The organism is Granulosicoccus sp. 3-233 (assembly GCF_052681095.1).
In genome coordinates this window covers 64,308-88,154 of sequence record NZ_JBQYLE010000010.1, presented here as the reverse complement: position 1 = coordinate 88,154, position 23,847 = coordinate 64,308, and the positions used below count along the sequence as shown (strand labels likewise).

General features: G+C 57.2%; 16 protein-coding genes. 11 read left to right on the top strand and 5 right to left on the bottom strand.

What is annotated here, in order from left to right:
• Positions 1-619: 619 nt before the first annotated feature.
• The 6 genes from ACUNV4_RS22615 (at position 620) to ACUNV4_RS22590 (ending at position 9,392) form a co-directional block, all read left to right on the top strand.
• On the top strand, positions 620-1,180 hold the full coding sequence (locus tag ACUNV4_RS22615; protein WP_430880902.1) for a TRAP transporter small permease: 561 nt from the start codon (positions 620-622) through the stop codon (positions 1,178-1,180).
• 1 nt (position 1,181) lies between these two features.
• Complete coding sequence (locus tag ACUNV4_RS22610; protein ID WP_430880901.1) at positions 1,182-2,459, top strand: TRAP transporter large permease; 1,278 nt, start codon at positions 1,182-1,184, stop codon at positions 2,457-2,459.
• A gap of 55 nt (positions 2,460-2,514) precedes the next feature.
• A complete protein-coding gene (locus tag ACUNV4_RS22605; protein ID WP_430880900.1) occupies positions 2,515-3,564 on the top strand; it encodes a TRAP transporter substrate-binding protein in 1,050 nt (349 codons plus the stop codon).
• 102 nt (positions 3,565-3,666) lie between these two features.
• A complete protein-coding gene (locus tag ACUNV4_RS22600; RefSeq protein WP_430880899.1) occupies positions 3,667-4,917 on the top strand; it encodes a diaminopropionate ammonia-lyase in 1,251 nt (416 codons plus the stop codon).
• Between the two features lie 21 nt (positions 4,918-4,938).
• A complete protein-coding gene (locus ACUNV4_RS22595; RefSeq protein ID WP_430880898.1) occupies positions 4,939-5,868 on the top strand; it encodes an N-carbamoyl-D-amino-acid hydrolase in 930 nt (309 codons plus the stop codon).
• A 95-nt stretch (positions 5,869-5,963) separates the two neighbouring features.
• A complete protein-coding gene (locus ACUNV4_RS22590) occupies positions 5,964-9,392 on the top strand; it encodes a TM0106 family RecB-like putative nuclease (RefSeq protein ID WP_430880897.1) in 3,429 nt (1,142 codons plus the stop codon).
• 61 nt (positions 9,393-9,453) lie between these two features.
• On the opposite strand, the gene ACUNV4_RS22585 is transcribed toward ACUNV4_RS22590, so the two are convergent.
• On the bottom strand, positions 9,454-9,897 hold the full coding sequence (locus ACUNV4_RS22585) for an Lrp/AsnC family transcriptional regulator (RefSeq protein WP_430880896.1): 444 nt from the start codon (positions 9,895-9,897) through the stop codon (positions 9,454-9,456).
• Between the two features lie 166 nt (positions 9,898-10,063).
• On the opposite strand from ACUNV4_RS22585, the gene ACUNV4_RS22580 reads away from it, so the two are divergent.
• Entirely contained in the window at positions 10,064-11,122 is a 1,059-nt protein-coding gene (locus tag ACUNV4_RS22580) for an ornithine cyclodeaminase (RefSeq protein WP_430880895.1), read from the top strand.
• Positions 11,122-12,066 (top strand): citrulline utilization hydrolase CtlX, encoded by a 945-nt coding sequence (gene ctlX, locus ACUNV4_RS22575; protein ID WP_430880894.1) that lies wholly within the window; start codon positions 11,122-11,124, stop codon positions 12,064-12,066. Before ACUNV4_RS22580 ends, ctlX begins: the two co-directional genes overlap by 1 nt.
• A 63-nt stretch (positions 12,067-12,129) precedes the next feature.
• Here ctlX and ACUNV4_RS22570 read toward each other — a convergent pair whose 3' ends face one another.
• On the bottom strand, positions 12,130-13,260 hold the full coding sequence (locus ACUNV4_RS22570) for a hypothetical protein (RefSeq protein ID WP_430880893.1): 1,131 nt from the start codon (positions 13,258-13,260) through the stop codon (positions 12,130-12,132).
• Between the two features lie 398 nt (positions 13,261-13,658).
• On the opposite strand from ACUNV4_RS22570, the gene ACUNV4_RS22565 reads away from it, so the two are divergent.
• The gene (locus ACUNV4_RS22565; protein ID WP_430880892.1) at positions 13,659-16,631 is read left to right on the top strand and encodes a PAS domain-containing hybrid sensor histidine kinase/response regulator; all 2,973 of its coding nucleotides are present in this window, start codon (positions 13,659-13,661) and stop codon (positions 16,629-16,631) included.
• A gap of 282 nt (positions 16,632-16,913) precedes the next feature.
• Positions 16,914-17,123 carry a dodecin gene (locus tag ACUNV4_RS22560; protein WP_430880891.1) on the top strand — a complete coding sequence of 70 codons (210 nt, stop codon included), beginning with the start codon at positions 16,914-16,916 and terminating at the stop codon, positions 17,121-17,123.
• Between the two features lie 23 nt (positions 17,124-17,146).
• Here the strand turns inward: ACUNV4_RS22560 and ACUNV4_RS22555 are convergent, their stop codons facing one another.
• From ACUNV4_RS22555 to ACUNV4_RS22545, 3 genes are read right to left on the bottom strand one after another with little or no spacing between them, the layout of a single operon-like run.
• Positions 17,147-19,903, bottom strand: a complete 2,757-nt coding sequence (locus tag ACUNV4_RS22555) for an ATP-binding protein (RefSeq protein WP_430880890.1) — start codon at positions 19,901-19,903, stop codon at positions 17,147-17,149.
• On the bottom strand, positions 19,900-20,886 hold the full coding sequence (locus ACUNV4_RS22550; protein ID WP_430880889.1) for a hypothetical protein: 987 nt from the start codon (positions 20,884-20,886) through the stop codon (positions 19,900-19,902). Before ACUNV4_RS22550 ends, ACUNV4_RS22555 begins: the two co-directional genes overlap by 4 nt.
• A gap of 30 nt (positions 20,887-20,916) precedes the next feature.
• Positions 20,917-22,800: a TonB-dependent receptor plug domain-containing protein gene (locus ACUNV4_RS22545; protein WP_430880888.1), complete on the bottom strand. Its 1,884-nt coding sequence runs from the start codon at positions 22,798-22,800 to the stop codon at positions 20,917-20,919.
• 512 nt (positions 22,801-23,312) lie between these two features.
• On the opposite strand from ACUNV4_RS22545, the gene ACUNV4_RS22540 reads away from it, so the two are divergent.
• Positions 23,313-23,846: a molybdopterin-dependent oxidoreductase gene (locus ACUNV4_RS22540; protein ID WP_430880887.1), complete on the top strand. Its 534-nt coding sequence runs from the start codon at positions 23,313-23,315 to the stop codon at positions 23,844-23,846.
• Position 23,847: the final 1 nt, after the last annotated feature.

Sequence of the window (23,847 nt, the reverse complement as noted above, 5' to 3'; positions counted from 1 at the left end):
GTCGGTCGGTCGGTCGGTCGGTCGGTCGGTCGGTCGGTCGGTCGGTCGGTCGGTCGGTCGGTCGGTCGGTCGGTCGGTCGGTCAGCCAGTCAGCTCAGCCAGTCAGCTCAGCCAGTCAGCTCAGCCAGTCAGCTCAGCCAGTCAGCTCAGCTCAGCTCAGCTCAGCTCAGCTCAGCTCAGCCAACACAGTCCGTTCACGGGGGATATGCCAGCGCAGAATGGCAGCCGACCGTTGCAAGCCTTCAGTGCGCGCGGAATCGCAACCTGCGAGATCTGCCCACGGAATTTCGGCCTGATGAGGGACAATTGAAGACGGCAAGTGATCTTTGCCGAGGATTCATCAAACTTGTTGGGTAGTTGCGCATGCCCCAACAAGAGGCGTGAGTCGATTCACGTCTGAATCGGATCTTTGCTGGTGGGGCAGTCGAGCAGTTGTCCAGTGCTGTTTTCCCGTCGATTTTTCGATGCATGTCGTTTGTCATCGTATGGCCTGTTGTCGTCAGTCAATGGCCTGTGTCAGAGCCTGTTGCCCCATGAAGGTGCGACTCCGTTTTCCGTTTGAAACGTCATTGACAGTATTGAAACCCCTGTGCAGTAATGTTCGCCGACTAACGCAAGCTTGGATACTCAACAGATGCAGGAGATTGGTGTAAAAGCCGGAAAGCTCAGCCGGCGAATCAATCACTGGATAGAAGCTTTTTGCGTGTTTCTTCTGGTCGTTCTGGTTCTGGATGTGTGGCTGGGCATTCTGGTTCGTTACGCCATTCCGTTGCCACTGACCTTTACCGAGGAATTGGCTCGCTACCTGATGATCTGGATGGCGCTATTGGCAGTGTCCAGCGGTATTGTCTATCGTGAGCATATTGGTGTGGAGTACGTTTTCAAGCATTTTCCGGACGGTATGCGGCGATGGGTGGCATTGGCCTTCGACCTGATCTCCTTTGCATTCTTCTTTCTACTACTGTGGTATGGCATCGATTTTGTCGAACGCGGATTCAAACGGGTGACGATGATCTTCGGCATGCCGAAGGGCTATCCCTTCATTGGTGTGCCATTGGCGGCGGCCGTAGCCTGTCTGCAGCTCGTTCTCGTGGGTTTGCGGGATTTCTGTGCTCCCGAACCACCAGACAGTACCGGTGCGGACAGGCCGCCCTCCGGCTCGTTCGTGGAGGAGCGTTGACATGACTCTGGTGGCAATCCTGTTTTTCGGCCTGATGGTCATCGGGCTACCGGTGGGCGTCGTGATCGGCGTTGCCGGAATGGGGGGCATTCTGCAAATGGGCCCCAGGTTCATGACGATGGCGCCTGACCGGGTATTCGCCGGATTGGATCTGTTTCCGTTTCTGGCCATGCCCTTTTTCATTCTGGCCGGTGAAATCATGAATCGTTCGGGTATCACCATGGGACTGGTACGTCTGGCGGACGCGCTGGTAGGCTGGTTACGTGGCGGCATGGCGCATTCGAACATGGTGGCGTCCGTGCTGTTCGCCGGAATCACCGGCTCGGCGACCGCTGATGCCGCAGCGTTCGGCAATACACTGGTACCGGCAATGGTGAAAGGCGGCTACAGTCGGCCGTTTGCCTGCGCAGTAACGGCCGCCGGGTCCATCATCGGTCCTACCATTCCGCCGTCGACCCTCGCGATCATCTATGGCTCCATCATGGGCGTGTCGATTGCCGGCTTGTTTGCCGCCGGTATTCTGCCGGGATTGTTGATCTGCATCATCTGCATGATCGTGATTGCCTTGCTGGCCAGACGTATGGACTTGCCCAAGGGGCAGGAGCGACCCAGCTTCAGAATCGTGTTGCGTGCGCTGCGAGAAGGCATTCTGGCCATCATCCTTCCTGTGTTCATTCTTGGCTCCATACTGGGAGGTTTCGCGACACCAACGGAAGCCGCAGCCATCGCAGTCGCCTACTCACTTCTTGTGGGCGGCGTGGTGTATCGCGCGCTCAGCTGGAGGGATCTGTACGAGATCGGTGTCCGAACCACACGAATAACCGGGGTGATATTTCTCATCATTGCCTCTGCCACCATCCTTGGCTGGTGGATGGCCTTCAATCAGGTTCCACAAGCCGTGGCCGAGAGTCTGCTGTCCGTCTCTTCGAACCCGGATGTCATCATCGGTCTCATTCTGCTGCTGCTTCTCGTGATCGGCCTGGTCATGGATATCAATGCAACTCTGATCATTCTGGCTCCTGTGCTGGCTCCGTTGACATTGAAGCTGGGAATGGACCCGGTACATGCGGGCATCATGATCATTCTGGCTCTGAATATTTCGCTGATGACGCCGCCTGTCGGAGCGTGTCTGTTCGTGCTGGCCTCGGTGACCGGCGAAAAGGTGGAGAAGATATCCGCGGCACTCATGCCATTCATTCTGGCGGAAGTGTGCATTCTCATTCTGGTGGCCTATTGGGCTGATCTGACGTTGTTCATCCCGAGATTGCTCGGGTTGTAGTATCCGGATTGTTGTGGAAATTCAAATGAAAGCAGAAATGAACAGGAGTTTTGGCATGAATCATTGCAAGAAGCTGGGCGTCAGCCTGGTGGCGGCAGCATCGCTGTTGGCTCTGGGAACACCGGTCATGGCCGCTGATGTGACGTTGCGCCTCGCTCACCTGAATCCGGAGGATCCCTTCCAGAGTCACTCGGGTGCGATGACAGCCGTCTTCAAATCGCTGGTGGAGAGTGCGTCCAATGGTGATATTGAAGTTCAGTTGTTTGCCAATGGGCAGCTGGGTAAGGACAATGAGGTCATCGATCAGGTCAGTGCCGGTATCGTCGAGTCGACGATTTCGTCTTCTGGCGGTGTCGCACAGAGTTATCCACCGGTAGGCGTGTTCGACATTCCCTTTGCCTTTCCCAATATCGGTGTCGCTTCTCGCGTCATTACAAAGGATTCCAGTTTTGGAAAGAAGTTCGTGGCAGACATGGAATCAAGCACTGGCATGAAGGTCATGGGACTGCTCGACTCGGGTGGCTTCTTTGCCATTACCAATTCCAGCAAGCCCATTACCTCTGTCGATGACATGGACGGATTGCGCATTCGTACCATGACGCTGCCAACGCACGAAGCCATCATTTCATCGCTGGGTGGCAAGCCCACCCCCTTGCCCTGGGCCGAGGTCTATACCGCCTTGCAAACGGGTGTGGCCGATGGTCAGATGAATCCGATACCCATCATCGCCTTTGCCAAATTCGATGAAGTGCAAGAGTACCTGTCTGTTACCAATCACATCATCACGCCCTATGTGTGGCTCATGAATCAGGAGTTCTACGACGGACTGAGTGATGAACACAAGACCATCGTCAACTGGGCATCCGAGGTGGCGACCGAAGCAGGCCGCTCGATGTCTCGCGTCATCGAGGCGTCGGAAACGGGTTTGCCGGCATTGTCGGAGAAAATGAAGGTCAATGTGGTTTCGCCGGCTGAAATGGCCCGCTTCGCCGAGCAGGCACAGCCGGCAGTAAGGGAGTTGATCGCGAAGAGCTACGGCCAGGCTGGCACTGACATGCTGGAAGCCTTGTTGTCATCGATTGAAGAGGAAAAGGCCCGCTTCTGAACGCATTCAAGTTGGCTTCGGCGCATGGTATTCCGGTCTTGCCGTATCCAGGATGCTGGTCGTGAATACGGTATCTGGCAAGAACGCGGTATATTGACTGTCATGACGACATCATCGAACGCTTTTCAGGTGCCGCAAGGCGAGTCATTCGAGCTTCTGCGAAACCGGCTGGCAGATTCTGCTGCCAGCTGGTCTGCAGAGCAGGATGCGGTCCTCAGTGATGCGGGTCTGTCGCAGGCCCGAACGGCCATCTCATCCTGGCCGGGTTATTCAAGTACGCCGTTACTGAGTTTGCCGGCGCTCGCGAATCTACTCGGCGTTGGCAATCTGCACTACAAGGATGAGTCCTCGCGTTTCGGCCTGGGCAGCTTCAAGGCCCTGGGTGGGGCCTATGCTGTCGGACGTCTGCTGCAACGTTGCATCGCCGCAGAGACAGGCGGTGCCGAGCCGGACATGCAGGCCATTCTGAACGGTGAGCATGTGAATATCGTCAGCCGCATGACTGTCTGTTGTGCTACCGATGGTAATCATGGTCGGTCCGTGGCCTGGGGAGCCGAGCGCTTCGGTTGTACTTGTGTCATTTTCATTCATGCAACCGTGAGCGAGGCTCGACGTCAGGCCATCGAGCGCTATGGCGCCAGGGTGATACGGACTGAGGGCAATTATGACGACAGCGTGCGTGCGGCTCAGCAAGCTGCCAGCGATAATGACTGGTTTGTCGTTTCGGATACCTCCTACCCCGGTTATGTGGATATCCCCAGGGATGTCATGCAAGGTTACGAACTGATGGCTGCCGAGGCCGATGAGCAGCTGGCATCCAGACCGACGCATGTGTTCATCCAGACAGGTGTCGGTGGCGTGGCAGCGGCCGTGGCGGCTTATTTCACGCGGCGTTATGGCAAGGATCGTCCGCAGATCATTCTGGCGGATCCGGACCAATCCGCCTGTTGGCTGGCGACACTGCGAGCGGGCGAGCCGACCGCTGTCGTTGGCGATCTGGATACCGTCATGGCGGGCCTGGCCTGTGGTGAAGTGTCCTTGCTGGCCTGGACCATCCTGCGCCAACACGCGGATGCCGTTGTTGCCATTCCCGATAGCGGGGTGGCACCGATGATGCGACAGATGGCTTTTCCTCTCGATGGAGACCCTGCTGCCGTGGCCGGCGAATCGGCCGTGGCCGGCATGCTGGCTCTGGCACTGGTCGCCCAGGTGGCCGAAACCCGTGAAGCCTTGCACCTGAGCAGCGAATCATCGGTACTGGTGTTCGGTACCGAAGGTGATACGGATCCCGAGCTGTATCAAGCGCTCGTCGGAAAATCCGGTGACGAAGTGCGGCAGCAGGCGACGTGCTGAGAACATGGCATTGAGACCCCGATGACACGACAGTACTTGCTGGCAGCGGCGCAGTTGGGGCCCGTGAGTCGCACTGAGCCGCGCGAGTCTGTGGTGCAGCGCATGATCGACCTGATGCACGAGGCGCACCGCCGAGGGGCGAGCGTCATCGTCTATCCTGAGTTGGCTCTGACGACATTCTTTCCTCGCTGGTACCTTGAAGACGAACAGGAACTGGACAGCTTTTACGAAACTGACATGCCCGGGCCACTGACTCAGCCGCTGTTCGATGCTGCACGTCAATCGGGTATGGGCTTCTATCTGGGCTATGCCGAATTGTCTCTTGATGACAGCGGCCGCAAGCGTCGCTTCAATACATCCATTCTGGTCTCTCCAGAGGGCGAGATTGTCGGGAAATACCGCAAGATACATCTCCCGGGTCACGCGGAAAACGAGCCCTGGCGTCCGTTTCAGCATCTCGAGAAACGCTATTTCGAAAACGGTAATCTGGGCTTTCCGGTATTCGAGACATTCGGAGGCGTCATGGGCATGTGCCTGTGCAATGACCGACGATGGCCGGAGACCTTCCGTGTTCTGGCGCTTCGCGGCGCGGAGATGGTCATGTTGGGTTACAACACACCTGTACACTATCCTTTGGCACCCGAACACGATCACCTGCAGGATTTTCACAACCATCTGTGCATGCAGGCCGGTGCCTATCAGAACGGCTGCTGGGTGATTGGTGTCGCCAAGGCTGGATGCGAGGAGGGTTGTGATCTCATCGGAGGTACTTGCATCATTGCGCCTACAGGCGAGATCATCGCCCGGGCACAGGGCTTTGGTGATGAGCTGGTCATTGCCGAAATCGATCTTGATCGCTGCGCCGAGATTCGTCGGAACATTTTCAATTTTGCACTGCACCGTGAACCGGAGAACTACCAGCCCATTTGCGAGCCGAAAACCGCGAGTTGATCGGCTCCGGGAAGATAGCGGCGCTCCTGTTGGAACACAAAATGCCTGTCGAGTACACTCCGGTATGATGACGCTTTCGCGAACGGCAGGCACCCATGCACTATTCAGGCAGCGCTCTGGTTTACGCTCCAACCGACCTTTCTCGCTGGCTCAGTAGTCCCTATGCCTCCTGGATGGCACGCTATGCGGCTGAATGTCCCGAGCAGGCACCTGCCAGTGATGAAGCCGATGACATGCTTGACCTGCTGGCGCAGCGTGGTCTGGCGCATGAAGAGGCGCTCGAGCGGGAGTTTGCCGATAGCGGTCTGACCGTGGTCAATGTGATGGAGCGCGTGCAGGCTCGGAAGCCTGCCACAGCGGAAGAGGCCCGCGAGGCGGCCCTGGCATTGACTCGTGAATTGCTGATCGAGGGAGTGGACGTTGTTGCCCAGGCCATGCTTGAACGAGGCGCCTTTCGCGGTTATGCCGATTTTCTCGTCAAGGTGGAGGGCTGCAGCGAGCTGGGAGACTTTCATTATGAGGTCTGGGACACCAAGCTGGCTCGCCGTGTCAGGCCGGGCATGGTGCTGCAGCTGTGTTGTTATGCGGATATGCTGGATGCGATACAGGGCCATCGGGCCGAGCATCTGGTGGTGGCGCTGGGGAATGGAGTAAAGGAGAGAATTCCCCTGATCGACTGCTTTGACTACTACAAGGCAGTGAAACGCACATTCCAGGCTGAGCAGGACGCCTGGCGTGTTGATGCGGAACCGGACCCTGCGCGTTACAACGATCATGGCAACTGGTCCACCTACGCGGCAGACAAGCTGGAACAGTGTGATCACTTGAGTCGCGTGGCCCGCATCAGTCGGCGCCAGATCGAGCGCCTGGAATCGGTGGGTATCAGGACCATGAGTGCGCTGGCGGACAGTGCCGAGCGATACGTTCCCGGTATCGAGGCATCCAGCATGGCCTGGCTGGTGCAGCAGGCAGGCTTGCAGCGCGACAGTCGGGACAGCGAGGTGCCGGAATATCGTCTACTGGAGTCTCTGCCGGATTCTTCCACCGGTCTGAATGCCTTGCCGGCCGCTTCGCCGCTGGATGTATTCTTCGATATCGAAGGCTTCCCCCTGGAGGGGGACGGGCTTGAGTATCTGTGGGGCTGTGCCTGTCAGGACGACTCTGGAGGCGTGGAATTCCGGGACTGGTGGGCCCATGATACGCGAGCGGAGCGATTGGCCTTTGAAGGATTCATCGACTGGGTTCATCAGCGCTGGCTTGAAGACCCCTGCATGCACATCTATCACTATGCGCCATACGAGATCACGGCTTGCAAGCGATTGATGGGGACCCATGGCACCCGTGAAAGCGAACTGGATGACTTGTTGCGGAACGAGGTGTTCGTCGATCTGTATGACATCGTCACGCATGGTCTGCAAGTGGGTGAGCCACGTTATTCCATCAAGAATGTGGAAAGACTGTACAGACCGGGACGTGCGACAGACGTTGCATCGGGCGGCGATTCGGTTGTGGTCTACGATCTGTGGCGTGATGCGTTTTCTCGGGGTGAGGAGAGTGCAGACTGGCGCGAGTCCGACGTGCTCGCCGGGATTCGCAGCTACAATCGCGACGATTGTGAGTCGACACTGGAACTCTGTCAGTGGTTACGCCGGCATCAGCAGACGCCGGTGGAAACGCAAGTCAGTGAGCCACCCATCGAACCGGAATTGTCCGACGTCGTCCAGGCTCGTGTGGAGCTGCGGGATCGACTGCTGATGCAGGCCAGTGACGAGACGATGGATGCAGCCAGCCGCAGCGTGTTGGAGACACTGGCCGGGGTGCTGGAGTTCCACCGCCGGGAAGAGAAGAACGCCTGGTGGCGCTTCTTCGATCGAATGGACCCTGCCAACACCTCGCTGGCAGATGATCTGGCCTGTCTGGCTGATTGCCGCCGCACGCCGCGTGAACCCTTAAAACCGACCCCCAGGGCGCGTAATCTGGCGTATGAATTCAGCTTCGACCCGAACCAGGAGAGCAGAGGGATCTCGGGTGAGGTCACGCTCAAGGGAGGGGAGTTGATTGATGATCGACATCCCACTGGCAAGGTGCTGCTGGAATACAGCGATCTGGAGAGCGGACGAATTGTCGTGCAATGCAAGCATGAACCCGTTGACATGGTCTCCCTGGTACCGAACGAGATAGTCCGTGCCGATCCGATCCCCGCCGCCATCGATGCCGTGGTCGGTTCCCTGGAGTCCGGTTTGGCAGAACGCTCGGCCTTGCAGGATTTTCTCGAACGTCGCAGGCCTCGTATACAGAACCATGATGGCGGACCGATTGTGCGCTCCGAGCAAACCCGCCTGGACGATACGGTCGATGCCGTACGCAGGCTTGAGCAGAGTTGTCTGGTGATTCAGGGGCCGCCGGGTGCCGGCAAGTCCTATACTGGCGCGCGGGTGATCGGTGCATTGCTGGCGCAAGGCAAGCGAGTGGGCATATCCAGCAACAGCCACTCGGCCATCAACAACCTGCTCATCGGAACCGCTCGCTACTGTCGCGAGGCGGGCATAGCCGCGAAGTTCGTCTGCACGAGGCATACGTCCGACGAGCTGGACGAGCTGGATATTGCCGTCAGCAGCAATGCCAGACTCGCCAGTGAGTTGAGCGATGCCTGTGTCATCGGAACCACGGCCTGGGGTTTTGCGCGAGATGACATGGCCGATTCACTGGACGTGCTGGTCATCGATGAGGCAGGACAGGTGGCTGTGGCGAACCTTGTCGGCATGAGTCGTTCAGCGCGGAATCTGGTGCTGATGGGCGATCAGAGACAGCTGGGCCAGCCAACGCAGGGCAGCCATCCGGCCGAGAGTGGCCTGTCCGTGCTGGACTACCGTCTGGGTGATACCGCTGCCGTCGCGCCGGAGCATGGCGTGTTTCTGGGTACGACTTACCGCATGCACCCGGCGGTCAATGCGCTGGTCAGTCGATACGTGTACGCCGGTCAACTGGTCAATGCCGAGCTGACGGCACGTCGTACCCTGGGTCTGAAGGGTGATGGCTGTGTGCTGGATCAGGAAGCCGGCATTGTCTACCTGCCGGTAATGCATGAAGGCAACGCTCAGGATAGTGCCGAAGAGGTGGACGTGATCATCATGGCCGTGAAGTCGCTGGTGGGCAGGCCGCTGCGATGCGATGATGGCAGTGAACGCATACTGAGCCTGGCAGACATGCTGTTCGTGGCGCCCTATAACGCACAGGTGACACGCTTGCAACAGGCATTGGGTGATCGTGCCAGAGTCGGCAGCGTCGATCGCTTTCAGGGACAGGAGGCACCGGTGGTCTTTCTGAGTCTGTGCTCCAGTGACGCTGCAGCGTCTCCGCGAGGCCCGAGCTTCCTGTTCGATCGCAACCGGCTCAATGTCGCTGTCTCGAGAGCCGAGACGTTGTGTGTGGTGGTAGGGCATCCACGTCTGGCAGTGACCCCGGTGGGCAATCTGGCAGACTTGAAGCGAGTGAATTTCGTGGCGGCCCTGATGAACTCCTGAGGGGGCGGAGATCGCCGCCTGGCGTACGCTGTCGTGCACGGCTGGCGCCGCACAGTTCCTGTCATTGCTGGCGAACTCCCCGACTGCTTCTGACCGTCGCCAGATACAGGCTGGTTTCGCTGTTGGCAACGCCGTCTATCAATCGCAGGCGCTTCAGAAAATCGTCCAGTTCACCCAGGGTCTGTGTGGCGAATTCGACGACACAGTCCCATCGGCCATTGGTGGTGTGGATCGCCTGGATCTCGCTGAAGCCTGACAGTCGCTTCACGATGGCATCGTTTCCCTTGCCCTCGATCTCGATCATCGTGACGCCTCTGACAGGCTGATCCTGGTCATCGCCTTCCAGTACCACGGTAAAGCCGACGACCTTGCCTGATTCCTGGAGCTTGTCGATCCGCGTTCGAATGGTGGTTCTCGACACGCCCAGACGGTGCGACAACTCCGTGACCGAGGCGCGGGCATTCTGCCTGAGCGCGGCGATCAGCGCCTGATCGATTTTCGTCATTTCGAACTTCCGTTGTTTCGTATTGATCGAATAGTCAGTGATATTGATCAATTATATGGATTGAGACTGCCGTTACTGAAAAATACACTATCCATATCGGAAATGCCTGACCAACGTGCATTTCCTCTCACCCACCGGGATACCTGTCCCACAACCGAGAAGAACCATGGATATGCTGCGTCGTCCGGATATCAACCTTGTGCCATTCGTCAGTGTCGAGAACATGATGAAGCTGGTGAACAGTGTCGGCATCGAACAGTTCCTGCGGCAACTGGCCGACAGGATCGAACACGATTTCACGCGTTGGCAACTGTTCGACAAGGTGGCGCGCGTGGCTTCACATTCCAGCGTGGGCGTGATCGAACTGATGCCCACCAGTGATGGGGAAACCTACGGGTTCAAGTACGTCAACGGGCATCCGGGCAACACACGCGCGGACCTGCAGACAGTGACCGGCTTCGGTGTGCTGGCGCGCGTGGATACCGGTTACCCCATCCTGTTTTCGGAAATGACTCTGCTGACGGCGCTGCGTACCGCAGCAACATCGGCAGTCGCCGCACGACATCTGGCCCCCGAGGATGCCTCCATCATGGCCATCATCGGGAACGGCGCACAGTCCGAATTCCAGGCGCTGGCGTTTCAGGCCGTGCTGGGGGTGAAACGTTTGCGACTGTTCGACATCGACAGTGTGGCGACCGAGAAATGTGCACGCAACCTGGCAGGACTGGGCTTCGAGATCGAATGTTGCACATCGCCGGAATCCGCTGTCGAAGGTGCGCACATTGTCACGACAGCCACCGCGGACAAGCAGTATGCCACTATCCTGACGCCCAATATGGTCGGGGCCGGAGTCCACATCAATGCCGTGGGTGGTGATTGCCCGGGCAAGACCGAACTGCACCGGGATATCCTGTTGCGCTCCGACATCTTTGTCGAATACCCGCCTCAGACGCGCATCGAGGGGGAGATTCAGCAGCTACCTGAAACGCACGAAGTCACTGAACTCTGGCAAGTGATCAATGGCAGCAAGCCCGGCAGAACGGCAGCCTTGCAGACCACCCTGTTCGATTCGGTCGGCTTTGCCACAGAGGATTTCTCGGCGCTGTGTCTTGTTCACTCACTGCTGGAACAATACGCACACTTCGACATGCTGGACATGGTGGCCGATCCGGATGATCCGCGTGATCTGTTCGGCATGTTGTTGCGTTCGAAGGAGGCAGCGTGATGGTGGCGACAGCTCCGAGAATGCGTCGAAGCGTGCAGGCGCCATCATCCGTGGTGATGGTCCGACCTCATCACTTCTGCTCGAATCCGCAGACGCGAGCTGATAATGCCTTTCAGCGCAGTGATGATGGACTGAGTGCGGACGATGTCCGTCGGGCGGCGTATGCCGAAGTGACCGAGGCCGCGGCCGTCCTGGAATCTCATGGCGTCACCACCCACGTTTTCGATGACGAGCGTGAAGACCGGCCCGATGCCGTCTTTCCGAACAACTGGTTTTCGACTCACTCGGGTGGGCATGTTGCTCTCTATCCGATGGAGGTGGTCAATCGTCGTAGGGAACGGCGCAGTGACATCATCGACATGCTCAAGCAGCGCTATCGCGTGCAGGATGTCATCGACTATTCGGGGCTCGAGGCTGATGGTCTATCGCTGGAGGGCACGGGTGCCATGGTGCTGGACCATGTGGATCGTGTGGCCTACGTTGCTCGCTCCCGGCGGGCTGATCCCATCGCGCTGGAGCGGTTCTGTACGCATTTCAATTTCGAACCCATGGTGTTCGATGCGGTGGATGAAAACGGAACGCCGATCTACCACACCAATGTGCTGATGTGTATAGGCACTGAATTCGCGATGGTCGGTGTTGATCATGTTGCCGACAGACGCCGCCGGGCAGAAGTCATCGATCGTCTGCAGGAATCAGGACGTGACATCATTGCATTGTCCCATCGGCAGATAGCCGAATTTGCGGGCAATGCCATCGAACTGCAGGGTGATTCGGCACGCTTGCTGGCGCTGTCGTCACGAGCCCATGCAAGTCTGACATCCGATCAGAGAGCAATAATTGAACGAAGCTGCCGACTACTGCCTCTGCAGGTACCCACGATAGAGCTTGCAGGAGGTTCCGTTCGATGCATGCTGGCGGGGGTTCATCTCACACCCCGCTGAGTGACGGAAGGGCCGGTCGGCAAGGAGCGCCGATGCAGCGGCAGACAGTGGGGGCTCTTGCGGTTACTGGCAGGTGTGGGCCAGGGTCTCGCTGTCATCGGGGGAGGCCAGGCAAGGCAGTTGCATTTCATCACTCCAGGGCAAAGTGAATGAGCTCAGAGTGCCGTCGCTGCTCACGTCTACCTGAAAGGTGTCAGGGTTGCCATTGTCGGCTATCAGGCGCATCTCGCTGCCGTCGTCGGCACTGATCTGGAGAATGCCGCTGGTATAACTGCCACTGCGATGACGGGTGATGAACTCCTGTTCAGTGACAACGCTCAGGCTCTGGTTGCCGGTTTGCGTAGCCGTCACGTCAAAGCGGGTGGACAGGCTTCGCTTCCACCCGTCAGTGTAATCGGGGTTGTCTGCCTGATCGCCAGCATACCGTCGTGTCGTTGCCTCGCTCAGCAGTAGGTCACTGCTGCTGCTCTGCCAACTGAAACGAGTGATGGACCACTGTTCGCTGTTCTCGTTCTCACCGGCGAACTCATCAAGACTGCCGTCGAGAGAATGCGAGGCATCTTCGGACTCCGTCAGCAGGCTGAGATCCTGGTAGTCGATGCTGGTGGCCCAGCCCGGGCTGTACACGTATTTCACCAGTGTGTGGCTGCGCACAAAGGTACCATTGACGATTCTGTCGCCGAGTTGACAGTCCTCGAACTCACCACTGCCACCACCAACCGCGTGGCCGGGGTTCGTGAACACATAGGAGCCACCTTCTCCACAGGCGTAGGTTTGACGGACGGTTGCGGATTCCGGGTCATACACGCTTGATGTTTCTGACAGGAGCCCGTTGTCCTCTGGCACACCGTCGATATCCTCACCGTACACGGTGTCTACGGTCTCTCTCGATGGTGCGAGAGGCTCTGCATTGATGACGTCGAACAGGAAGGCGAGCAGAGTCGTGTAGTTGCTTGTATTGATGGTTGTCGTGGTTTGATCGTCCGGTGGGGGCGTGGTTGCTTCACTGTTCGATGAAGAGCAACCCGAGCCGACAAGCAAGGTGGCCAGCAGGATCCAGCAAGCTGCGGGCTGCGCACAGCTGATTGGCACGTCGCCATGGCTTTCAGGCAGAACCAGTGCCGAACTTGTCAGGGCGTCTCCTGCTTGAGAGTCCTGTCTTGCCGTTGGGACCGTCGACGTGTTATCGCGCATGGCCTGGCTGCTCGTCAGATGTCGAAACCGTCTTTTGATGGTACGCCGCCAAGCGGCTGAGTGCACGGGGTTTTTCCCGTCGCCGGTGTGAGATGCAGTCACCTGATCGGCAACGAGCGTACTGCTCGTCTCGCGGCAGGTGTTTCGACAACCGTCGTCCTTTTGCGTGCTGAAATCGGCGGGTAAAGGTTCCCGTGGGTAGAGGGTTGATGATTTCCTGCGGCATTTAGCATGCGGTAGGCGCGGCATCGTTAACTGATTCCTGTCGATGCATTGCAGTCACGTCGGATTTCTGTCATGAATCGGTCATTCGATAATGACATTGCAGCATCAGGCCGTACAATGACTCTGGGCAGCGTTCGACTGTCGCCCAAGCGGACCCGGGAACCGAATCGTCAGTGCCAGCACCACCTGAGATCGAGAATGCAATGGAAGAACAGAGTACCGCTGGACAGCGATACCAGGAAATAGACAATATCTATACGCACGCGCCGGTAGGGCTGGGTGTGCTGGATCGAGATCTGTGCTGGACCCGTATCAATCAGCGGCTGGCTGTGCGGAATGGGCGTTCGGTGGGTGCGCACCTGGGCCGGGGAATTCGGCAGACATTGCCCCACCTGGCGGATCAGCTGGAGCCCGAACTACGCCAGGTACTCGATAGTGGAGAGGCCCGACTGGGGGTGGAAGTCGGCTGGGCACAGGCTCCGGGTCTGGGCTTCGATGGATACTGGGTGGAAAACTGGCTCCCGATCCGCAATGATGATGGGGAGGTGATCGGCATCAATATCGTGGCCGAAGAAGTCACCTCGGCGAGCCAGATTCAGCAAGACCTGATCCTGCGTAATCAGGCCATGGAAGCCGTGGGAAACGGCATTCTGATTGCCGATGCCAGTGTCGGCAATCCCTCCGATGCGCCAATCGTGTTTTCAAACAAGGCCTTCACGCAAATCACGGGCTACGAAGCCGAAGAAGTGCTCGGACGTGATTGTCGTTTCCTGCAGGATGAACAGACTGACCCACAGAGAGTCAGCGAGATCCGGGAAGCTCTCCGAACAGGGAGCGAATGCCTGGTCGTGCTGCGCAACCGTCGCAAGGATGGCGAATATTTCTGGAATGAATTGCGGATCGCGCCGATTCCCAATGCACTGGGGCAGCCAGGACATTTTGTTGGCGTGCTCACCGATGTGACCGAACGCAAAATGGTCGAGCAACGCTTGCTGGAAAGCGAGTCGCGCTACAGAACCCTGTTCAATTCTCTGGACTCGGGCTTCTGTGTGTTCGAGATGCTGTATGACGAACAGGGAGAACCCTTCGATTATCGCTTCCTGGAAACCAACCCGGAATTCGGCCAGCATACCGGTCTGCACGACGCAGTGGGGAAAACCGCCATGACGCTGGTACCCGACCTGGAGAGACACTGGGTGGATTATTACGCGGAAGTCGCAGAAACCGGGGAGACGAAGTACTTTGTCGAAGAGTCGCCGAGCATGGGGCGCTGGTTCGATGTGCACGCCTTTCGCTTCGGTGAGGCAAAGCTGCGTCAGGTAGCGCTGATGTTCAGCGATATTACGGAGCGCAAGCGCTTCGAAGAATCCATCGAGGAATCACGCGTCGTGGCGGAGCAGGCAAGGGCTGCGGCGGATGCCTCCAACCGGGCGAAGAGCGAATTTCTGGCCAATATGAGTCACGAGATTCGTACCCCCCTGTCGGCCATCCTGGGTTTTACCGAGATTCTCGACGGTAGCCTCGCTGACCCCGACGATTTGCAGGCTGTCGAAACGATTCGCCGCAATGTTGATCATCTGCAGTCCCTGTTGAATGACTTTCTGGATCTGGCAAAGATCGAGGCGGGTCAACTGAATGTGCGGCAGGAGCCGGTAGGTCTGCATGGCATCGTCGAGGATGTCACCTCACTGATGCACCAGCGAGCGATGGATGCTCGCTTGCAGTTGCTCGTGGAATACGCAAGCCCGACACCGGAAACCATTCTGACCGATCCGGTTCGCCTCAGGCAGATCCTGATCAATCTGTTGAGCAATGCCATCAAGTTCACCGATCCCGGTGAAGAGGAAGATCAGGGAAGGGTCTGTCTGCGTATCAGCTTCATCGCCAAGCCTGATGCAAGGCTCGTGTTCGATGTCATCGATACCGGGATCGGCCTCACACCGCAGCAGCAGGCGTCACTGTTCGAACCGTTTTCACAGGCCGACAACTCCGACGCGCGTCGCTACGAGGGTACCGGGCTGGGGTTGGCGATCAGTCGGCGACTGGCGAATCTGCTTGGTGGTGATATTTCGGTCAAGAGCGAGCGATACAAGGGCAGTACCTTTTCGGTGGAGATCGCGCTGGACGCGGCGAGTCTGGGTTCCCTGACGACCTTGCAATCATCATCGGACAAGCCGGTCGACACCACTGACCGGATCAGGACGATTCGAGCGCACATCATGGTGGTCGATGATCGGCCGGATATACGGGTCATGCTGCACCATCATCTGGAGAGTGCCGGTGCCACGGTCGAGTCATTTTCCAATGGGCAGGCTGCAATTGACAGACTGCAATCGGGGAAGAATGATGCTGCCACTGCGGCAGTCGATAACCGTCATGAGCAGGGGGCTGACGAGGACGGTGGCGCTGCAACCGGAGTATTCGATGTCATCCTGCTTGACATGCAGATGCCTGGACTGGATGGCTATCAGACTGCACAGGGGATCCGTGCAGCCGGCTATTCCGGTGTGATCATTGCCTTGACGGCGGCGGTTCTTGGGAATGCACGCAAACGCTGCTCGGATGCGGGATGCAGCGATTATCTGAGCAAGCCCATCAAGCGTGCCGAGTTGCTCAGATCCCTGTCGTTGCATTTGCAGAAAGGTCAGGTGATCTGGGACAACTCGAACGACGATGGTGCCCGAGTCGATGGAACCTCGGCAAACACGGATCAGTCCGTGGTTTCATCGGACGACGCACAGTCACAGCGAGACGCAAGTACATCGAGGGCTGACCTGGCGCCTGCAACCGACGGTAGTGGCCACGTTCTGGTCGTGGAGGATCATGATGGAACACGGCAGGCGATAGCCCGGTTGCTTGGCAGAAACGGCTATACCGTGACAGAGGCAGGCAGTGCCGATGAAGCGCGTGCTCTTGCCGTGACGACCTTGCCCGACGTCATCCTGTTGGACATCGGCCTGCCCGGTACCGATGGTATTTCCCTGGCCCGGGAGTTCCGAGCGCATCAGGAGCTGACCGATACCCGTCTGATCTGCGTATCCGGAGCTGCGGTCGATGAACGAAGCGTCGATCATGCCGTCTTCGATGCCCATCTGTTGAAACCGGTGAATCTGGCCACATTGCTCGAGACTCTGGCTCGAATCTGAAAAGGCCGAGCGTCGCCCCATCCGGCAGATGGGTGCTCAGTAGACAGCGAGTTGCATTGTCACTGCGTACGAATTACAAGCGGATATGCCATGGTTCTCTGGGGTATTAGCATTGCCAAAGCCATTCGAGTGCAGTAGTTTGACGAGTGGAAGGACGCAGTTTCGCGGTTGGCTGCCTGTATCAAGGGTGTTGTCTGTCCCGAATTTCGTAGCAGGATCATTCCGGGCGGTGCGGCATCATCTGGCGGGACCATTCAACAAGACAAGACACAGGATGAAAGCATGAGCGACAATCACGTTTACAAGAAAATCGATCTGGTCGGCAGTTCCACGGAATCCGTGGAAGGGGCAATCAGCAATGCGGTGGAACGCGCATCGAGTACAGTCAACAATCTGAACTGGTTTGAAGTCACGCAGATTCGAGGGCATATCGAGGACGGCAAGGTTGCGCATTATCAAGTGGAACTGAAGGTCGGCTTCAGGCTCGATTAGCGCATCTTCCCCGGGCATATCGGTCAGGCGTGCAGTTCATTGCACTCCAGTTCGGCCTGCTGTAACAGGCGCTCAAGCTCAGTGACATGATCCGAAATGCTGGCCCAGTTGTCACTCTTGCATTTCTGTTCAAGTGCCTCGGCCGCGTTGGCTATCGGGTGAATCTGAAAGAGTCTGGAGACGCCCTTGATGGCATGTGCCACTTCGAACAGTGATGCGCCATCTCTTGTGCTCAGGGCTTCACGCAGATTGCCGATATGTCCGGGTATTTCGCTGGCGTAGGTCTGTAGAGCATTCCTGGCCCATTCTTCATTACCTCGGACAGCATCAGCGCAGGCCTTGACGTCAATCAGATTGTCGCGCAGGCTTTCTTCGGGCATCGAGCCGGTTCGGGCCCACTGCAGTATGGTATCCCTGACCTGCTGCACCGTAGCCGGCTTGGTCAGAATGTCATCGAACCCTGACGACAATGCGCGTTCCCGAGTACTCTGATAGGCGTCTGCCGTCATGGCGATGATCGGCACCTGTGCGTTGATGCTGCCGCTTGATCGAATGCTCTCGGCAACCTGAAACCCGTCCTGTTCGGGCATGTGCAGGTCGAGAAGTATCAGGTCGATGGTTTCGGTTTCGATGTAATTCAGAGCCTCCCTGCCTGTCGAGGCATAGATGCCACGGATGTCCATGAAGTCGAAATACTGCATCAGCAGGTCGATGTTGATCCTCTGATCGTCCACGGCGAGAACCGTCAGAGAGGGTAATTCAAGGCCGGGCCTGTCATCTACCTGTGAACCGCTGTGAGGCCTGCTGAAGCACTGTCCACTCAATGCGAGTTGCACGTGACGCTTGAGCTGGATCAGGGAGGGTGTCTTGACGATGTAGCCAGCGTAACCGGCCTGTTGCAGGCGATGACGAGTCAGTGGATTGATCTGACTGATCCAGGCAATGCGTGTCCGGCAGGCGGCATACCGGTCCTCGGTGGTGACCTCCTCCAGGGCCTCGGGCCCTGCCCAGCGATTGGTCAGTCGGTTGTTGGGAATACTGATCACGCACAGGGGTCCTTCCACCCCTTTTTCGCTGGCATCCAGAGCGTCTGTCATCACCCGGCCGAGCAATTGCAGATTCTCCTCGCGCAGAGCCAGGTAGTCGTCGAAATACGATACCCGTGAGTCGAGTGCTGCGATCACAGGCTCTTGCTGTTCCCGGGTGCCGATGACCTTCAGAGGCAATATCAGCTCCAGACAGGTACCTTGCCCGTCGATGCTGTTCAGTTGGAGAGAGCCTCCCAGAAGACTGACGATGCCGCGCGATATGTACAGTCCGAGCCCTGTGCCGCCGTAGCGTCGAGTAGTGGACATGTCTGCCTGGGTGAACGCCGAAAACAGCGTTTTCTGCTTGTCCTCGGGTATACCGATGCCGGTGTCCTGAACCGTGAAGCGGACGGTCAGCTGACCGGTCTGTCTTTCGAGAACTTCGGATATCAGAGCAACGTGTCCAGCGTGTGTGAACTTGATGGCGTTGGATAACAGATTGGACAGCACCTGTTTGAGTCGAACCGGGTCGGTCTGGATGTGGCGAAGTGAAAGGTCCGGAAGGGGGGACACGTACAACTCGATACCCCGTTCCACCGCCTGCAGAGCCGCATTGCTGTTCAGTTCGGCCAGTATGTTCTCCAGGTTGCAACTGATGGACTCGACCACCAGGTTGCCCGACTCGATCTTGGATATATCGAGGATGTCCTCGATCAGATAGAGCAAGGTATTCGCCGATTCCTCGATCATGCCAAACTGGTCAATCTGTGTGATATCCAGTCCGGTCTTGTTCATGACCGACAGGGTACCGATGATGGCGTTCAGTGGCGTTCTGATCTCATGGCTGACGTTGGCAACAAACTGCGACTTGAACGCACTGGCGGTTTCTGCGCTTTGTCGTGCCTGATCCAGTTCGGCATTCTTCGTTTCGAGCAGGGTCAGGGTTCTCTGCAGATCCATCGTTGCGAGACGGATTGCCTCGCTTTGCTGGGCGTGGAAACTCTGCAGCTCGCTGGATAGAAAATTGATTCCGCGTGCCAGTTCGTCGAGTTCACCACCGATGCCCACAGAGGGTACTTGGACATAGTCGTTTCTTGCCAGTGAACGAACGGAAGACGTCAGGGAGCGAACCGGCACGATGACGGATTGGGCCAGCCTGTAAACGGCTGCAAGCGTAATGGCCAGCACCAGCGCAACAAAGAGAAACGCCTGCTTGATGGCGTCGTATTGCTGTTTGTAGGCCAGTGACAGGTCGACATCCAGCTCGATCCGCCCGATGGGGTTACTCTTCACCGGGGACGGCGTGTTATCCAGAGGGGCGAACAAGGGATCTTCGTAAAGTGTCAGATCGGTACGCTGAATACTCGACTCTACCTGGCTGATCAACGGCTGTCGGGAGAGGAGATAGCGGGCGTAGGTTGCAAATGAGCTGATGTCGGCAATCTTGTGTTCCGGGTCGCTGACAAGCAGTATCAGTTCATTGTCACCGCCGAAGTATCGGACAGCGTAGATGGATGGCACATCCAGAATCGGTTGGGCGGCGTCTTCCAGAATGACCTGATTGTCGGTAGCCACGCCGAACTCGGTAGCACGCGACAGGCCACGGACCAGTGTCTGGGCGCGCTGCAGTTCCGTGAATTCACTGTGACGGACACTGTGAACAATGAAATAGAGGTTCATCAGGACACCGACCAGCAAGGCGGGGACGAAGGCGAGCAGTAGCAGGCGCGCTGAAAAGGACAGATTCTTCATGGTGTGAAGTCCTCATCGATCAGGGTCTGCCCATCGTCGTAATGCTTGTTGCGAATGAGGCCCAGTGATCTGGCTACGCTGGTATTGACGGTGACCGAGAAATACCTCGGATAACTGATGGTTGGCGCCTTCTCGGTTGGCACCGATGGCGAAGTCAACCTCTGTGCAACTTCACGCAGAATCTGGGAAGGCGTCGAGTAGGTGCTCATCAGAGCCCCGGCCTTGACATAGCCACGACTGAAGCCAATGACGGGCTTGTGGTATCCATAGGCCGTCAACAACACGGTAGACAATGTTGACGCGTTGAAGATACTGTTGTCCGATGTGGCAATCAGCGCGTCATGTGAGCTCAGTGCATCGCTCAGTTGAGAGGGGAGAGAGACTGACACATTGAACGGGAATCCGTCGACAGCCAGGGCATTCTCGCGCTCATCGTTGAAGAAGCCTGAGCTGGAGAAAACCGAGAATCGTGCAAGGGAAGGGTAGATCCGGTGGGCGACTCTGGCCTGGCGGATGACCGGTTGATCGATGACCAGCACGGATAGTTGCTCTTGTTCGAACCTGTCGGCCTGCAGACCCAGAAACCCTTCTTCAGTAAGCAGCGTGCACAGTATTCTGCGGTTCTCGAGTGCTTCCAGTGCGATACGACAGCCCGACGTTCCTGTTGCCAGATAGACGTCCGCCTCCGGCCATTGATAGTCGGCAGATGCGGCAACATCGGTATATACCGACTCCACCTCCATTTCACCCAGTTCCTCGAATACCGATATCCTGACCAGCAGGTTGGCTTCCTCCCTCAAGCCCAGTATCAGCAGAACCTTCTGCTTCTCGGCGCTCGGCGGCGAAGCGATCACCGTGGCGCTGCTCTCGGTGGCGGCCATCAGGACGTTCGCTGAAGCGGAACCATGAACGGAAATGCTTTGTAGCAGGCACAGAAGACCCAGACAGTAGAGAGTCAACGATGTGAGAGACTTGCCACTCATGGTTTCACGCCGGTGATTGTCGTGAATGTGCTACGGCAATTCGATATTGAGTCTGGCGAAGTACAGATCTTCTATCTTGTTTCTTTCCAGGTAATCAACAGTGCCGCCCAGATCCAGTTCGGCTTGCAATGCAAACGACGCCTTCAGATTGGCCAGTCTCAAGCGTTTTTCCACTCTCAGGTCGAGTCGATTGAGCGTGGACTTGTCTCTGACATCGTCCCAAATCCAGTGGCTTGTGTAATAGAACTCGCTACTGAGCGAAATATCATTGCGCAAGCTGACGCCGCCGAACAATGTCAGTGTATTCTTTGGCAGCAGGCCACGTGGCCCTAAAGTCGGATCTTCGTCGAATGTATAGGCGTAGGCCACCCGGAACTGGCTGTGCTCCGTTGGCTTGTGATCGATCTGCAGCTCCAGCGAACTGAAACTGTAATTGAAACGGTTGCGGTAGGACCGGGCTGTCTGGTCGAAGGTATCACCATCGGTTTCATCCAGCAGTTGTGTGCCAATCAGTTTTTTCATGTCGTGATAAGACAACTTGGCATCGATGCTGAGGTTCCGTTCCGGGTTGGTATGGTAATAGCCGATATCGATGACATCAATCGTCTCGCGCTTGATGTTGCCATTGTTGACGATGAACTGATCGGTGACGATATCGCCGTTGCTGATGACATACTCCAGCGTAACCTCCCCTTCTTCCTCCAGCAGTAGAGGCGTTCGGGTGCCGCGAGAATAGCCCAGTCGAAAGTGATGACCTGGCGCATGGCGGTAGGTCAGACTCAGACGCGGTGACGTGGACACATCGCTGAGCGAGTTGTTTTCCACCATCACTCCGGAATTGAACAGCCAGTCCGGATTGATGTTGTATTCCGAGTGCGCGAAAATCCGCTGTGTCGCGACATATCGGGTCATCAGGTCATTGAACAGGAATCGTCCCTTGACGGAATCCTGTCTGAGCGCGCCGCCGAACACGATTCGGTGATTGTCCTGCAGTCGTTTCGTTCTCTGGACTTCCAGCTCATGTCGCGTTGAACGCGAGTCGCGATTGACCGGGGCGTCGATGGTCAGTCCCGCGTGCTGTGGATTTCCCGTGACATCCGGCAGATCGAACGTGGTGGTTGTGTCGTCCCTGATGTCGAAGTAATTGTAATAATACTGCAATCTGAGAGAGTCATCCGCAGCTCTGGCGCGTTCCCAGACTAGCTGGGTGTAGGCATTGGTCGTGTCCGTATAACCGACAAGATCGTTTTCCCTGACGACAGTGTCCAGCTCGGTATGACCGCCGTGCACGCCACCCACATCAATCGCCAGACGGTCAACCGGATTTATCTGCCAATGCGATCTGATAGAGGCCAGCTTGCTGCGCTCCCTGTCAGGAATGTTCGAGAATCCTTCATCGCGCTCACTCTGCAGCGTGACTCGGTAATGGGAATTCTGGCGCGCGCCATGGTAGGTCAGGGTTCCGGTGCGGAACTCATTGCCACCGGCTTCGGTATTGGCAAACCAGCCTGATCGGGCGGCTGGGGCTCGTGTGATGATACTGACCACTGCCGCGAACGAATTGGGACCGAACGTGGCTGCATTGGGTGCCCGGGTAACTTCCACGCGATCGATGTCGGTCAGCGCGACTGGCAATTCACTCCACGGAATTCCGCCATACAGCGGCACATAGGTAGGGCGGCCATCGACGATGAGCTGCAGGCGCGGATTGTACCGTTCCGAGGTGCCATTGTAGGTAGCTATCGGGTTGCCGTTGACCAGCCGTCCAACCTGAAAGCCGGGAACAAGACGCAATATATCGACAATGGTTCTGGCGCCACTGAGTCTGATCATCTCAGCATCAATGACCGTGATGGAAGCTGGAGAACGGGACAGTGGTTGAATCAGTCGCGAAGCCGACAGAACAATGGGCATCTCTTCATCGAACAGGTCGAGTTCGTCCTGACCATATGCAATATGTAACAGGCTTGATGCAGCGAAGAGAATCGAAACTTGCGAGGCGTCACAGACCGTTCTAGAAAAAGAAGCAAAACGCACGTAGTTGGGTCTCCGTTGGAACTGTTCCAGACAAGTCAGGCGGGAATCATGTTGCAGTAACGCAGCTGCAATCATGCAAGCAGGGTGTGCCGTGACTGAGCGGATGGACGGTGGGTATTCTCAGTCTGCGCAACAGCATCTTCACAGACCTGAGCATAGTTTGCCACGTCCGCGTAGTCGTGGAAACCGAGGGCTCGCGCCAGCGTTGTCAGTGTTTGAAATGCATCTGTGAGAGTGTGCGCAGATTCGAAAGGATTCCGCACCTGATCTGCGCTCTCGCCGGCAGCGGCAATAGTGCCGATGGTTCAAGCATCAGTGTGTACAGGTCGCTAGAGCAGAAAGGAAGAGAATCCGCTGACTGCCTGTTTGACGTCCAGACCCAATCCCCTATGAAATACACACGTGAATATCTGCGCGGTATCGTTTCTGCCCTGCGACTCGCCATCGGTATCCTGTCATTCTGCGCAGCCACGGTCTCGGCAGGAGAGCTGGCACAGCCGGAAGGAGAGGTCATCCTGGTGGTCAAGGGAAGCATTGCTCATACCAATGCACCCGGACAGGCCCGTTTCGATTACGCCATGCTGGCCGATCTGGGACTGGTATCCGAGCAGATCGATACGGAGTGGACACCCGCCGGAGCGGTGTTCGAAGGGATCAGGGCTCACAAGCTGCTGGAGCTTGTGGGGGCAAGCGGCAAGCGAATCAGGGTGACCGCGGTGAACGACTACTCGGTGAGTATCCCTTTCGAGGATCTGGCGGATTACGCTACGCTGTTGGCAACCAGTCGTGACGGAAAACGGTTGCGATTGCGTGACCAGGGGCCCCTGTGGTTGATGTACGTGCCCTACGATCGACCAGACGAGATTCAGACGATACTGAACCACCGAATGGTCTGGCAGTTGCAGACCCTGGAATTCGAGTAGG

What these genes read in the sequence shown, in the direction of transcription:
- ACUNV4_RS22610 (WP_430880901.1), top strand. Translation starts at nt 1,182, where the DNA reads ATGACTCTGGTGGCAATCCTGTTTTTCGGCCTGATGGTCATCGGGCTA.
- ACUNV4_RS22605 (WP_430880900.1), top strand. Translation starts at nt 2,515, where the DNA reads ATGAATCATTGCAAGAAGCTGGGCGTCAGCCTGGTGGCGGCAGCATCG.
- ACUNV4_RS22600 (WP_430880899.1), top strand. Translation starts at nt 3,667, where the DNA reads ATGACGACATCATCGAACGCTTTTCAGGTGCCGCAAGGCGAGTCATTC.
- ACUNV4_RS22595 (WP_430880898.1), top strand. Translation starts at nt 4,939, where the DNA reads ATGACACGACAGTACTTGCTGGCAGCGGCGCAGTTGGGGCCCGTGAGT.
- ACUNV4_RS22590 (WP_430880897.1), top strand. Translation starts at nt 5,964, where the DNA reads ATGCACTATTCAGGCAGCGCTCTGGTTTACGCTCCAACCGACCTTTCT.
- ACUNV4_RS22585 (WP_430880896.1), bottom strand. Translation starts at nt 9,897, where the DNA reads ATGACGAAAATCGATCAGGCGCTGATCGCCGCGCTCAGGCAGAATGCC.
- ACUNV4_RS22580 (WP_430880895.1), top strand. Translation starts at nt 10,064, where the DNA reads ATGGATATGCTGCGTCGTCCGGATATCAACCTTGTGCCATTCGTCAGT.
- ctlX (WP_430880894.1), top strand. Translation starts at nt 11,122, where the DNA reads ATGGTGGCGACAGCTCCGAGAATGCGTCGAAGCGTGCAGGCGCCATCA.
- ACUNV4_RS22570 (WP_430880893.1), bottom strand. Translation starts at nt 13,260, where the DNA reads ATGCGCGATAACACGTCGACGGTCCCAACGGCAAGACAGGACTCTCAA.
- ACUNV4_RS22560 (WP_430880891.1), top strand. Translation starts at nt 16,914, where the DNA reads ATGAGCGACAATCACGTTTACAAGAAAATCGATCTGGTCGGCAGTTCC.
- ACUNV4_RS22555 (WP_430880890.1), bottom strand. Translation starts at nt 19,903, where the DNA reads ATGAAGAATCTGTCCTTTTCAGCGCGCCTGCTACTGCTCGCCTTCGTC.
- ACUNV4_RS22550 (WP_430880889.1), bottom strand. Translation starts at nt 20,886, where the DNA reads ATGAGTGGCAAGTCTCTCACATCGTTGACTCTCTACTGTCTGGGTCTT.
- ACUNV4_RS22545 (WP_430880888.1), bottom strand. Translation starts at nt 22,800, where the DNA reads ATGCCCATTGTTCTGTCGGCTTCGCGACTGATTCAACCACTGTCCCGT.
- ACUNV4_RS22540 (WP_430880887.1), top strand. Translation starts at nt 23,313, where the DNA reads ATGAAATACACACGTGAATATCTGCGCGGTATCGTTTCTGCCCTGCGA.